We start from the raw sequence: 13157 nt of genomic DNA on the forward strand, positions 1-13157 counted from the left end.
CCCTGCATGACCGGTCGTTTCAATCGACTTTCGCTCAACCGCTTCTCGCACGAGGACAAGGCGGTCGGCGTCGCCGCCGGCGCGGTCCTGGCCGGGGCGGTCGGGCTCGCCATGTTCAACCCGCTCGCCGGCGGCTCCGCCGCCGCGGAGACCCCCGCCCAGGCGGCCGCGGTCGTCCAGAAGAGCGGTGTCTCGCACAAGTCCGCGGACGCCAAGACCGTCTCCGCGACGGCCGAGGCGCGCCGTGAGGGCTTCAAGGTGCCCCCGCACGCGGTCAAGCCCGCCGAAGTGATCAAGCTGGCGGAGAAGCAGGTCGGCGTCCACGAGAACAAGAGCGGCGACACGAAGTACCACAAGTGGTACATCTCGACCCCGCACGCCAAGGCCACCGCGAAGCGCGACGGCGGCTTCCCCGTCCGCGACTACAACGGCGCCCAGTGGTGCAACATGTTCGTGTCGTGGCTCGGCGCGCAGACCGGCGTCAAGAACATGGGCTGGGACGCCTATACCGTCCAGCACGCCACCTGGTTCAAGGACCACGGCCGCTGGGGGCACACCGCCAAGCCCGGTGCGGTCGTGTTCTTCGACTGGCAGGACGGCTCCGACGGCAGCATCGGTGACATCGACCACGTCGGCCTCGTCGTGAAGGACAACGGCGACGGCACCATCCGCACCGTCGAGGGCAACACCGGCAACGCCGTGCACAAGAAGGTGCGTGACAAGTCCCAGGTCGTGGGGTACGGCTACCCCGACTACGCGCGCTGACCCACCGCATGCCCCGAAGGCGCCCGGCCCCTCCGCCGGGCGCCTTCAGGCGTTCCAGGGGGATGTGCCCAGTGCCTCCGTGAAGGCGGGTAATGCCAAGCATTGACAGCTTTTGATCCCCCTTGGACCTCAGCGGGGCGTTCCTGGAAAGGAATCACTGGCACGCGGCGGTCTGCGAAAGGGGATGCCCAGGTGCGCCCGGATGTCAGTGTGGTGGTGATCGCCTACAACGACGCGCGGAGGCTCCCCCGGGCGATCGCCTCGACGCTGGCGCAGTCGCTGGGCGGCGTCGAGACGATCGTCGTGGACGACGCCAGCACCGACGGCACGGGCGAGATCGCCGACCGGCTGGCCGCGGCCCATCCGGGACGGGTCCGGGCCGTCCACCTTCCGGTCAACTCCGGCGGCTGCGGCCGCCCCCGCAACACCGGGATCGAGGTCTCGGCCGGCCGGTACGTGATGTTCCTCGACAGCGACGACCTGCTGGACCGGCACGCGTGCCTCAACCTGTTCGCCGCCGCCGAGGACACCGGTGCCGATCTCGTCTCCGGGCTCTGCGATCGGGTCTTCCTCGACCTGCCCAGGGGCGCCCAGGGGCGGGTGCGCCCCTGGTATCCGTGGCTCTACCGGCACAGCGCCGTCTACGACTCGCTGAGCGAGAAACCCGATCTGCTCTACGACACCCTTTCGACCAACAAGGCGTACCGGCGCGGCTTCCTGGAGGAGCACGGGCTGCGGTTCGTCGAGCGGCTCCATTACGAGGACCTGCTGTTCACCGCCGAGGCGTACCTGGCGGCGGACCGGACCGCGCTGATCCCGCACCGCGTCTACAACTGGCTCGTCAAGGAGCGGACGCCCGCGCCGTCGATCTCCAACCGGCGGGCCGAGCTGGCCAACTTCGCCGACCGGCTGGAGATCCACCGGCGCATCGACATGATGTTCGCGCTGCGCGGCGCCTACGACCTGCAGCGGGCCAAGGACGTCAAGTTCGTCAACCACGACCTGCTGCTCTACCTGCGCGAGATGCGCGACCGCGACCCGGGCTACCGGGCCCGCTTCCTCGACCTGGCCGCCGCCTACCTGGCCGAACTGGACCCCAGGGTGTTCGAGCAGGCCAACCCGCTGCCCGCGATCGCCGCGTACCTGGTCCGCGAGGGCGACCACGCCGGGGCGCTCGCCGCCGCCGAGTACGGCCCGGGGAAGCGGCCAGAGCTGCGCGCCCGGCTCGTGGAGCGGGACGGACGGGTCTACTGGGGCGCCGGCCGCCCACGCGGTACGCTCGGCCGCCGCATTTTGGACGTCACGGGTTTCGGCTTCCACGTGCGGCCCCTCAAGGAACTGCGACCGGCGAACACGGTGACACGGCTGGAGCTGACCGGAGGCCGCCTCCGCATGGCCGGGTACGTGCTGAACCCGCTCGGCCGGATACCGCTCGACGCCGAGCTGACGGGAACGCTCGAGTTCGGCGACCGGCGCCGGCGCGCCCCCAAGGGGCGGGTGCGGGCGTCCGTCCGGCACGAGGGGGACCGGCTCACGTGGCGGGCCGAGTTCGACCCGGGGCGGCGGATCCGGCCGATCGGGTTCATCGACCCGGTCTGGGACGTGCGGCTGCGGCTGCGGGTGAACGGCGAGGAGATGGTCACCCGCCTCGGGGAGGGCCGCGGATCGCCCCCGCTCGGCGGGGTCGCGCTGCCCGTCCGGCCGCGGCTGACCCGGTTCGCCGCCGACCGGCTCCGCTCGTACGTCACCGGGGGCGGACACCTGGCGTTCGTCCTGGAGACGAGCAGCCCTTGGGCGCGGCTCACCGGCGCGGTCGCGCGCCGCGCCGCCCGGTCCCGGGCGGTCCGGTCGGTCCGGCGCCGGGCCGAGGGGCTGGACAAGACCGTCCGCCGCACGCTGACCGGCCGGAAGACCAAGATCGCCGTGTTCAACCGGGTGCTGAGCCGGCTGCCCGTCCGGACCGGGCTGGTGGTCTTCGAGAGCCACCTGGGCCGGCATTACTCCGACAACCCGAAGTACATCTACCGGGAGTTGCGCAGATCCGGCCGGCCGGTGACGGCGGTGTGGTCGTACGCGTCGTCCACCAAGGGGTTCCCGGACGACGCCAGGCTCGTCAGGCGCGGATCGTGGGCGTACTACCTGGCGCTCGCGCGGGCCCGGTTCTGGATCGACAACCAGGGCTTCCCTGACGGACTGCGCAAGCGCCCCGAGACCACCTATATCCAGACCTGGCACGGGTCGGCGTTCAAGCCGATGGGCCTGGACCAGCCGCGCCTCAAGTCCGGCCCCGCCGCCAGCCGGGCGCGGCTGCGGCGGATGGTGGAGCGCTACGACTGCTTCCTGGTGCGCTCCGGGCACGACACCGAGACGCTCTGCAAGGGGCTCGGCGTCCGCTCCGAGCTGCTGCCCGCCGGCTATCCCCGCAACGACCCCCTGGTCAACGGCGTGGACGGCGATCCGGAGCTGGCCGCCGAGATCGCCGCCCTCCGCGGCTCGCTGGGCCTGGACGACGGGCGCCGCGTCGTCCTGTACGCGCCGACGTTCGCCACCGGGCCGAGGGGGCGGCCCGTGCGGCTGCTGGACCCGCCCGTCGACCCGGCGGTCTTCACGCGGGAGCTGGGCGAGGAGTACGTGCTGCTCGTCCGCCCGCACTACCTGTGCCGGGCCAACGTCCCGCCCGGCGCACGCGCGGTCATGCGGGACGTCGGAGCGGTCCCCGACGTCACCCTCCTGCTGCTGCTCGCGGACGCGCTCGTCACCGACCACTCCTCGATCATGTTCGACTTCGCCCTGCTCGACCGGCCGATCGTCCTGCACCTCCCGGACGGCCGGGACCTCGCCACCGGCTACTTCGATCTGGAAAGGCACGCGCCCGGGCCGATCACCCGCACCGAGGACGAGCTCGTCGCCGCGCTCGCGGGCCTGGACGCGGCGGAGGCCGTGCACGCCGGGCCGCGCCGCGCGTTCACCGCGCGCTTCGGCGAGCACGATCGCGGCACCGCCGCCAGGACGGTGGTGGACCGCTACTTCCCGGCCACGCCGCCGAGCAAGAGGGGGAAACGCCATGGCCGCACCGCGTGACGTGTTCATCGTGTGCAACAACGTCGACGACATGGGCGGCCTGCAGCGCTGGGCGCACCACATGGCGCGGCTGCTGGCCGGGCGCGGCGACCGCGTCACCCTCGTCGGCATCACCCGCGGGCTTGAGCCGTACCACCATGACCGTGACGGTTCCTACGCCGTCGAGGTGCTGTACGGGGAGTGGCGTCCGCCCGTCCTCGCGTGGCGTCCGCGGAGGCCGCGGGAGCGGCTCAACGTGGCGGCGCGCGGACGCGACCTGTGGCGGACGGCCGCCCAGCGGCGCGGCGCGGCGCGGCTGTCGCAGCTGTTCACCGCGGCCAGGCCGGGGTCGGTCGTGATCGTGGCGCAGGTATGGGCGATGGAGTGGGTGCGGCTCGCCGACGCGTCAGGGCTGCGCGTCGTGGGCATGAGCCACGAGTCGTACCAGGCCACCCGGGCGTCGTCGCGGTACCGGCGGGTCAAGGAGCACTACGCGGGCGCCGACCGGATGCTGGTGCTCACCGCCGAGGACGCCGACGCCTGGGCCAGGGACGGCATGACCAACGTGGACCACATCCCGAATGCGCTGCATGTCACACCCAAGATGCATCCCACGCTCGCCCTCCCGGTCGTCGCCTGCGTCGGCCGCCTGTCGTACGAGAAGGGCGTGGACCTGATGCTGGAGGCATGGGAGTGGGTCGCCGCGCGTCATCCCGGCTGGCGCCTGCACGTCTACGGCAACGGCCCGGACGAGGAGAGCCTGCGAGCCCGGGCGTCCGCCGCGGGGCTGTCCGGCTCCGTCGAGTTCCGAGGCACGGTGGCCGATGTGGAGGAGGCGCTGGTCGAGGCGTCGATCTTCGCGCTGCCGTCACGGGCCGAGGGCTTCCCGATGTCGGTGCTGGAGGCCATGGCGTACGGGCTGCCCACGGTCTCGTTCGACTGCGCGCCGGGCGTCCGGGAGCTGATCGAGGACGGGCGGGACGGCCTGCTGGCCGTGCCCGGGGACACCGCCGCGTTCGCCGCCGCGCTGGACCGGCTCATCGCGGACCCCGACCTGCGCCGCTCGCTCGGGAAAGAGGCCCGCGCATCGGTGCTGCGGTTCCGTCCGGACGCCGTCCTCGCCCGCTGGGACCGGCTGTTCGACCTGCTCCACCGCGACCTGCCGACCGCCGGTCCGGTTCCCGCGCCGGTCCGGGCCGCCGCGCGCGTGCAGGGGCCGGCGGCGGTGCCGGAGGCGGAACCCGCCCTCGGGGGTGATTCTTTCTAACAACCGTTTGGTAGAGTTCGCGGCGTGAACCAGAACGAGTCCCCGCCGGACCGGGCCTTCCGGGCCGAGGTCCGCGACTGGCTCCAGAGCAACCTGTCGGGCACGTTCGCGCACGCCCGCGGGCTCGGCGGCCCCGGCCGCGAGCACGAGGCCTTCGAGGAGCGGCTCGCCTGGGAACGGCACATGGCCGCCGCCGGCTGGACCTGCGTCGGCTGGCCCGAGGAGTACGGCGGACGCGGCGCCACCGTCGAACAGCAGGTGATCTTCCACGAGGAGTACGCGCTCGCGGGCGGGCCCGCCCGGGTCAACCACATCGGCGAGAACCTGCTCGGGCCCACGATCATCGCGTTCGGCACCGACGAGCAGCGCGCCCGCTTCCTGCCGCCGATCGCGGCGGTGGAGGAGCTGTGGTGCCAGGGGTACTCCGAGCCGGACGCCGGCTCGGACCTGGCCGGCGTCCAGACCCGCGCCGAACTCGACGGCGGCCACTGGCTGGTCAACGGCCAGAAGGTGTGGACGTCCCTCGCCCTCGAAGCGGACTGGTGCTTCGCCGTCTGCCGCACCGAGCCCGGATCGTCCCGGCACGCGGGGCTGTCCTACCTGCTCGTCCCCATGAAGCAGGACGGCGTCGACATCCGGCCGATCGTCCAGCTCACCGGCACCTCGGAGTTCAACGAGGTCTTCTTCGACGGCGCCCGCACCGACGCGGGGAACATCGTCGGGGCGCCGGGCGAGGGCTGGAAGATCGCGATGGCGACGCTCGGGTTCGAGCGCGGCGTCGCGACGCTCGGCCAGCAGGTCGGCTTCCGGCGCGAGTTCGAGGGCGTCGCCGCGCTGGCCCGGCGCACCGGCGCCATCGGTGATCCGCTGCTGCGCGACCGGCTGACCAGGTCGTACATGGGCCTGGAGATCATGCGGCTGAACGCGGTGCGCACCATGGCGGGAGTCGCCTCCGGCGCCCCCGGGCCTGAGTCGTCCATCTCCAAGCTCGTCTGGGGCACCTGGCACCGGGAACTCGGCGAGCTCGCCATGGACGTCCTCGGCGCCGCCGGCCTCGTCGCGGGCGGCGAACCGTACGACCTGAACGACTGGCAGCGGCTGTTCCTGTTCTCCCGCTCCGACACGATCTACGCCGGGTCGAACGAGATCCAGCGCAACATCATCGCCGAGCGCGTCCTCGGCCTGCCCCGTGAACGGACCGCGAGCAGGGAGGCCTGCACATGACCCCGCCCCCGTACGTCCCCGGGCACGGCCTCCTCAAGGACCGTGCCGTCGTGATCACCGCGGCGGCCGGGGCCGGGATCGGCGGCGCCACCGCCCGCCGCTGCCTGGAGGAGGGCGCCCGCGTCCTGATCTCCGACACGCACGAGCGGCGGCTGACCGCGTCCGCCGGCGAACTGGAGAAGGAGTTCGGTGCCGACCGGGTCGCCGCGCTGCCCTGCGACGTCACGTCCGAGGAGCAGGTCCAGGGCCTGTACGACCTGGCCGTCGAGCGCTTCGGGCGGATCGACGTCGCCGTCAACAACGCCGGCCTCGGCGGGACGGCCGACCTCGTGGACATGACCGACGAGCAGTGGGGACGCGTCCTCGACATCACGCTCAACGGCACCATGCGCTGCACCCGCGCGGCGCTGCGCGTCATGCGGGACCAGGGCTCCGGCGTCATCGTCAACAACGCGTCGGTGATCGGCTGGCGGGCGCAGAAGGGCCAGTCGCACTACGCCGCCGCGAAGGCCGGCGTCATGGCGCTCACCCGCTGCGCCGCGCTGGAGGCCGCGGACCTCGGCGTCCGGATCAACGCCGTCTCGCCGTCCCTCGCGATGCACCCCCACCTGGTCAAGGTGACGTCCGAGGAACTGCTGGACGAGCTGACCCGCCGCGAGGCGTTCGGCCGCTACGCCGAGCCGTGGGAGGTGGCCAACGTTATCGTCTTCCTGGCCAGCGACTACTCGTCGTACATGACCGGCGAGGTCGTCTCCGTCTCCTCTCAGCACGCATAGGAACCACAACGATGAGTCCACGACGGCGCGACGCCGAGGGCACCGCCGCCGCCCGCGCGGGACGGCGGGCCGAGCTGCTCGCCACGGCCGCCGAGGTGTTCGCCTCCCAGGGCTACTCCGCCACCACGGTCCGGAAGGTGGCCGACGCCGCCGGCATCCTCGGCGGCAGCCTCTACTACCACTTCGACTCCAAGGAGTCGATGGCCGACGAGATCCTGTCGACCTTCCTGGACGACATGTGGGCCGCCTACGACCGCGTCCTGGACGCCGGGCTCAGCGCGCGCGAGACCCTGGAGGCCGTCGTCATCGAGTCGTTCCGGTCGATCGACAGGCACCGCCCCGCCGTCGTCCTCTACCAGAACGAGTCCAAGCACCTCGCGTCGAGCGAGCGGTTCCACTACCTGCTCGACTCGCAGCGCCGGTTCGAGGAGATGTGGCTCTCCCTGCTGGACCGGGGCGTCAAGGAGGGCGCGTTCCGCGCCGACCTCGACCGGACCCTCATCTACCGCTTCATCCGCGACACCGTCTGGGTCGCGGCCAACTGGTACCAGCACGGCGGGCGGCTGTCCGCCGACGACATCGCCAAGCAGTATCTCGCCATGTTCCTCGAAGGCATCCAGGCGAGCTAGGCCCCCTGTACGAAGGAGACATCCCGATGGCCGAGGCTTACATCGTCGACGCGGTCCGCGCCCCCGTCGGGCGGCGCAACGGCGGTCTCGCCGGAGCGCACCCCGCCGACCTCGGCGCGCACGTGCTGACCGCCCTCATGGACCGCACGGCCATCGACCCCGCCGCCGTCGAGGACGTCGTGTTCGGCTGCGTCGACACCCTCGGCCCGCAGGCCGGCGACATCGCCCGCACCTGCTGGCTCGCCGCCGGGCTGCCCGAGGAAGTTCCGGGAGTCACCGTCGACCGGCAGTGCGGCTCCTCGCAGCAGGCCGTCCACTTCGCCGCGCAGGCCGTCCTGTCCGGGACGTCCGACCTGGTCGTGGCGGGCGGCGTGCAGAACATGTCGCAGATCCCGATCGGCTCCGCGATGACCGCCGCCGCGCCGCTCGGCTTCACCGAGGGTCCCTTCGCCGGCTCCAAGGGCTGGACGCGCCGCTACGGAGACGCCGAGGTGTCGCAGTTCCACGGCGCCGAGATGATCGCGCGCGACTGGGACCTGTCCCGCGACGACATGGAGGCGTTCGCGTACGAGTCGCACCAGCGCGCCATCCGCGCCATCGACGAGGGACGCTTCGAACGCGAGATCGCCCCTTACGAAGGCGTCGCCACCGACGAGGGCCCGCGCCGCGACACCTCCCTGGAGAAGATGGCCGGCCTGAAGACCCTCGTGGACGGTGGGCGCCTCACCGCGGCGGTCTCGTCCCAGATCTCCGACGGGGCCGCCGCGCTTCTCATCGCCTCCGAGCAGGCCGTCAGGGACCACGGCCTCACCCCGCGCGCCCGCGTCCACCACATCTCCGCGCGCGGCGAGGACCCGATCCGGATGCTGTCCGCGCCGATCCCCGCCACGGCGCACGCCTTGAAGAAGACCGGGATGACGATCGGCGACATCGACGCCGTCGAGATCAACGAGGCGTTCGCGTCCGTCGTCCTCGCCTGGCTGAAGGAGACCGGCGCCGACCCGGCGACGACGAACCCCAACGGCGGCGCCATCGCCCTCGGCCACCCCCTCGGCGCGACCGGTGCCCGCCTCATGACGACCCTCCTCCACGAGCTGGACCGTACCGGCGGCCGCTACGGCCTCCAGACCATGTGCGAGGGCGGCGGCCAGGCCAACGTCACCATCATCGAGCGCCTCTGATCGTGGACGCCGCCGCTCGGCCGACCGGGGTCAACGCCTTCGGGTGACGCCTGCGACGATGGCGTCGTGATCGATATCGCGGGGTGGGCTCCGGAGCCGCAGGAGACGACCGAGGTCATCGACGCGGCGCCGTCGGTCGCGCTGGCCGGACTGCTCGACGCCGCGCCGCCGGGGGACGAGCTGCCGCCGCTGTGGCAGTGGCTCCATTTCCTGGAACGCCCCGCCCAGCGGGAACTGGGGCCGGACGGCCATCCGCGGGAGGGGCGGTTCCTGCCGCCGATCCCAGAGCGGCGGCGCATGTTCGCCGGGGGCCGATTCCGGGTGCGCGAGCCGCTGCGTGTCGCGGATGCCGTCACGCGTAGGACCGAGCTCGTCTCAACCGCGGTGAAGCAGGGGCGCAGCGGCGAGATGCTGTTCGTGACCGTCCGGCACACGTTCTCGCGGGACGGTACGGAGGTCGCGGTCGAGGAGCAGGACCTCGTCTACCGCAGCGGCGGAGAGGCGTCCCGCCCGGCCGAGGTGTCGTTCGAGGCGCCCGAGGTGAAAGCGCCGTGGACGCTGCCGGTGACCGCCGATCCGGTGATGCTGTTCCGGTTCAGCGCGCTCACCTACAACGCCCACCGCATCCACTACGACGAGGCATACGCGACCGAGGTCGAAGGGCACGGCGGCCTCGTCGTCCACGGGCCGCTGCTCGCGATCCTGTGCCTGGAGCCGCCGCGCCGGGCGGGCCTGAAGGTGAACGAGGTGTCGTTCCGCGCCCGCAGGCCCGTCTACGCGCGCCAGCCGTTCGTGGCGGCCGGGTCGCCGGACGGAACCTTGTCCATCGAGGCTCCAGGCGTCACCGCGATGACCGCCACGTTCGCCTAGGCGGCGTTGACCGGCTCCTCTTCGACGGCCGGGCCGCCCTGGCGTTCCGCCGCGATCTGCAGCACGTACCGCTTGATCTCGTCGTTGATCTCCTCGCCGCCCCAGCCCAGCACGGGCGCGACGAGCTCGGCGACGCGGGACGCCGCGGCTACGCCGCCGTCCCACTCCTCGATCGAGATGCGCAGCCGCCGCGCGAGGATGTCCTCCAGGTGCAGCGCACCTTCGTGGGTCACCGCGTAGACGGCCTCGGCGCACAGGTAGTCCTCGGCGCCCGGGATGGGTGCGCCGAGCGCCGAGCTGTCCGCGACCAGGTCCAGCACCTCGCGGGCGCACGACCCGTACCGGTGCAGCAGGTGCTCGACCCGCGCGACATGGAGGCCGGACTCGACGGCGAGCCGGCGCCGCTCGTTCCACAGCACCTCGAACCCGGTCGCGCCGAGGATCGGCAGCCGGCCGGTCACCGACGCCGGGACGGAGTCGTCCAGGCCTTCGGCGACGACGTCCACCGCGTCCCGCGCCATCACCCGGTAGGTGGTGAACTTCCCGCCGGTGACGACGACAAGGCCCGGCACGGGCTCGGCGACGGCGTGCTCGCGCGACAGCCGCGTGGTGTCGTCCATCTCGCCGGACAGCAGCGGCCGGAGCCCCGCGTAGACACCCTCGATGTCGTCGTGCGTGAGCGGGGTCCGCAGCACGGCGTTCGCCTGTTCGAGGAGGTAACCGATGTCGGTGTGGTCGGCGACCGGTTCGTCAGGGCCGTCCTGGTGAGGGGTGTCGGTGGTGCCGACGAGCCAGTGCCGCCCCCACGGGATGATGAACAGGACGCTCTTGGACGTCCGCGTGATCAGCCCGGTGTCCATCGGGATCCGGTCGCGCGGCACGACCAGGTGCACGCCCTTGGACGCCTGCACGCCGAACGCGGCCCGGGACCCCGTCATCGCCTGCGCGCCGTCCGTCCACACCCCGGTGGCGCACACCACGCTGCGCGCCCGCACGGCGATCTCCCGGTTGCCCTCCAGGTCCAGGACGCTCGCGCCGGTGACCCGCTCACCCTCGCGCAGGAAACCGGTGACCTCGGTGCGGGTCGCCACCTTGGCGCCGTACTGCGCGGCGGTCCGGGCGACCATCATCGTGTAGCGGGCGTCGTCCACCTGCGCGTCGTAGTACTGGACGGCGCCGATCAGCGCGTCCGACCGCAGGGCCGGGGCCTCGCGCAGGGCGCCGCGCCGGGTGAGCTGGCGGTGCCGGGGGAGTGAGCGGGCGCCGCCCATCGTGTCGTACAGGGTGACCCCCGCGCTGACGTACGCCCGTTCCCAGACCCGGCCGCGCAGCGGGTAGAGGAACTGGACGGGACGCACCAGGTGCGGCGCGAGCCGGTGCAGCAGCAGGCCGCGCTCCCGCAACGCCTCCCGCACCAGCCCGAAATCGCGCTGTTCGAGGTAGCGCAGCCCGCCGTGGATCAGCTTGCTGGAGCGGCTGGACGTGCCGGCCGCCCAGTCCCGCGCTTCCACGAGGGCGACGGACAGGCCCCGCGAGATCGCGTCGAGGGCCGCGCCGGCGCCGACGATCCCGCCGCCGACGACGAGCACGTCGAACTCGGTCTCGGCGAGGTCGCGCAGGGTGTCCTCGCGGTACTCAGGGCCGAGGGCTACGGATGTCACTGCTTGCTCCCGAAAAGAGTCAGATCAAGTGTGCTGCGGCCGGGTTGCGGCGAGCCGTCGCCCAGAAGACATCCAGGACAACCGCCCGCCGCGCCCCGGCAAAGCCGGCGCCGGGTTTCATGTGGGGGGCGACCCCCCATGCCCCCGGCAAGTGCCGGGCTGAGCGCCGCCTTACGCTCAGCCGACGTCGACCCAGTCGAGCGTCCGGTTGACGGCCTTCTTCCAGCCGGTGTAGCCGGTCTGGCGCTGGTCGTCGTCCCAGGTGGGCTGCCAGCGTTTGTCCTCGTTCCAGTTCTGGCGGAGTTCGTCGGTGGTGTTCCAGAAGCCGACGGCCAGGCCGGCGGCGTAGGCGGCGCCGAGCGCGGTGGTCTCGGCCACGACGGGCCGCGACACCGGGACGCCCAGGATGTCGGCCTGCATCTGCATGCACAGCTCGTTGGCCGTGATGCCGCCGTCCACCCGCAGCGTGTCGAGGGCGACCCCGGAGTCCTCCCGCATCGCCTCCACGACGTCGCGGGACTGGTAGCAGATCGCTTCGAGGGTGGCGCGGGCCAGGTGCGCGTTGGTATTGAACCGCGACAGCCCCACGATCGCGCCCCGCGCGTCGCTCCGCCAGTACGGCGCGAACAGGCCGGAGAACGCCGGGACGAAGTACACGCCGCCGTTGTCGTCCACCTGCCGGGCGAGGGCCTCGCTTTCGGAGGCGCCGGAGATGATGCCGAGCTGGTCGCGCAGCCACTGCACGGCCGACCCGGTCACCGCGATCGACCCCTCCAGCGCGTACACCGGCTTCTCGGATCCGAACTGGTAGCAGACGGTCGTCAGCAGGCCGCTCTTCGACCGGACCAGCTCGTTGCCGGTGTTGAGGAGGAGGAAGTTGCCGGTGCCGTAGGTGTTCTTCGCCTCGCCGGGCGAGAAGCACACCTGCCCGACCGTCGCGGCCTGTTGGTCTCCGAGCGCCGCGGTCAGCGGCACCTCGCCGCCGAGCGGGCCGTCCGGGCGCGTCAGCCCATAGGCGTCGGACGCGGACGACGGCCTGATCTCCGGCAGCATCGATCGCGGGATGCCGAAGAAGGACAGGAGTTCGTCGTCCCAGCTGAGGGTCTCCAGGTCCATCAGCATGGTGCGGCTGGCGTTGGTGGGGTCGGTGACGTGCACGCCGCCGTTCACACCACCGGTCAGATTCCACAGGACCCACGAGTCGGTCGTGCCGAAGATCGCGTCGCCGTTCTCGGCGGCCTCGCGGACCCCGTCGACGTTCTCCAGGATCCACTGGATCTTGCCGCCGGAGAAGTACGTGGCCGGAGGCAGGCCGGCCTTGCGGCGGATGACGTCGCCCTTGCCCTCGCGCTCCAGCGCGGAGGCGATGCGGTCGGTGCGGGTGTCCTGCCAGACGATCGCGTTGTAGTAGGGGCGGCCGGTGCGCCGGTTCCACACCACGGTCGTCTCGCGCTGGTTGGTGATGCCGAACGCGGCCAGGTCGGTGTGGCTCAGGTTCGCGTTGTTCAGCGTGGTCTGGATGACCGCGCGGGTGCGTTCCCAGATCTCGGTGGGGTTGTGCTCGACCCAGCCGGCCTGCGGCAGGATCTGCTCGTGTTCGAGCTGGTGGCGGGCGACCTCGTTGCCGCCGTGGTCGAAGATCATGAAGCGGGTGCTGGTCGTGCCCTGGTCGAGGGCTCCGACGAAGTCAGCCATGCGTGCGGTCTCCTGGGATCGTGGCGGAC

The 13157-nt window shown here is 72.1% G+C and carries 10 protein-coding genes; 8 read left to right on the plus strand and 2 right to left on the minus strand.

All coding sequences use genetic code 11. From position 1 onward, the window contains the following. The first annotated feature begins 6 nt into the window (after window positions 1–6). The 8 genes from ACQPXG_RS18685 (at window position 7) to ACQPXG_RS18720 (ending at window position 9772) form a co-directional block, all read left to right on the plus strand. Window positions 7–765: a CHAP domain-containing protein gene (locus ACQPXG_RS18685; RefSeq protein WP_433468969.1), complete on the plus strand. Its 759-nt coding sequence runs from the start codon at window positions 7–9 to the stop codon at window positions 763–765. 192 nt (window positions 766–957) lie between these two features. Next, the gene (locus ACQPXG_RS18690; RefSeq protein WP_433468970.1) at window positions 958–3846 is read left to right on the plus strand and encodes a bifunctional glycosyltransferase/CDP-glycerol:glycerophosphate glycerophosphotransferase; all 2889 of its coding nucleotides are present in this window, start codon (window positions 958–960) and stop codon (window positions 3844–3846) included. Next, complete coding sequence (locus ACQPXG_RS18695) at window positions 3830–5092, plus strand: glycosyltransferase (protein ID WP_433468971.1); 1263 nt, start codon at window positions 3830–3832, stop codon at window positions 5090–5092. The genes ACQPXG_RS18690 and ACQPXG_RS18695 overlap by 17 nt, the downstream gene beginning before the upstream one ends. A 24-nt stretch (window positions 5093–5116) precedes the next feature. Beyond that, window positions 5117–6316, plus strand: a complete 1200-nt coding sequence (locus ACQPXG_RS18700) for an acyl-CoA dehydrogenase family protein (RefSeq protein WP_433468972.1) — start codon at window positions 5117–5119, stop codon at window positions 6314–6316. Further along, on the plus strand, window positions 6313–7092 hold the full coding sequence (locus tag ACQPXG_RS18705; RefSeq protein WP_433468973.1) for an SDR family oxidoreductase: 780 nt from the start codon (window positions 6313–6315) through the stop codon (window positions 7090–7092). Before ACQPXG_RS18700 ends, ACQPXG_RS18705 begins: the two co-directional genes overlap by 4 nt. A gap of 11 nt (window positions 7093–7103) precedes the next feature. Then, the gene (locus tag ACQPXG_RS18710; protein ID WP_433468974.1) at window positions 7104–7721 is read left to right on the plus strand and encodes a TetR family transcriptional regulator; all 618 of its coding nucleotides are present in this window, start codon (window positions 7104–7106) and stop codon (window positions 7719–7721) included. Window positions 7722–7747: 26 nt separating this feature from the next. After that, entirely contained in the window at window positions 7748–8902 is a 1155-nt protein-coding gene (locus tag ACQPXG_RS18715; protein WP_433468975.1) for an acetyl-CoA C-acetyltransferase, read from the plus strand. Between the two features lie 66 nt (window positions 8903–8968). Then, on the plus strand, window positions 8969–9772 hold the full coding sequence (locus ACQPXG_RS18720) for an FAS1-like dehydratase domain-containing protein (RefSeq protein WP_433468976.1): 804 nt from the start codon (window positions 8969–8971) through the stop codon (window positions 9770–9772). Here ACQPXG_RS18720 and ACQPXG_RS18725 read toward each other — a convergent pair. Both ACQPXG_RS18725 and glpK read right to left on the minus strand, forming a co-directional pair. Continuing rightward, entirely contained in the window at window positions 9769–11433 is a 1665-nt protein-coding gene (locus ACQPXG_RS18725) for a glycerol-3-phosphate dehydrogenase/oxidase (RefSeq protein ID WP_433468977.1), read from the minus strand. The two genes, ACQPXG_RS18720 and ACQPXG_RS18725, sit on opposite strands and share 4 nt — an antisense overlap. 177 nt (window positions 11434–11610) lie before the next feature. After that, a complete protein-coding gene (gene glpK, locus ACQPXG_RS18730) occupies window positions 11611–13128 on the minus strand; it encodes a glycerol kinase GlpK (protein ID WP_433468978.1) in 1518 nt (505 codons plus the stop codon). Window positions 13129–13157 lie beyond the last annotated feature (29 nt).

The sequence above is a fragment of the Spirillospora sp. CA-128828 genome (assembly GCF_050945415.1).
In the GTDB taxonomy this organism is placed as follows: domain Bacteria; phylum Actinomycetota; class Actinomycetes; order Streptosporangiales; family Streptosporangiaceae; genus Spirillospora.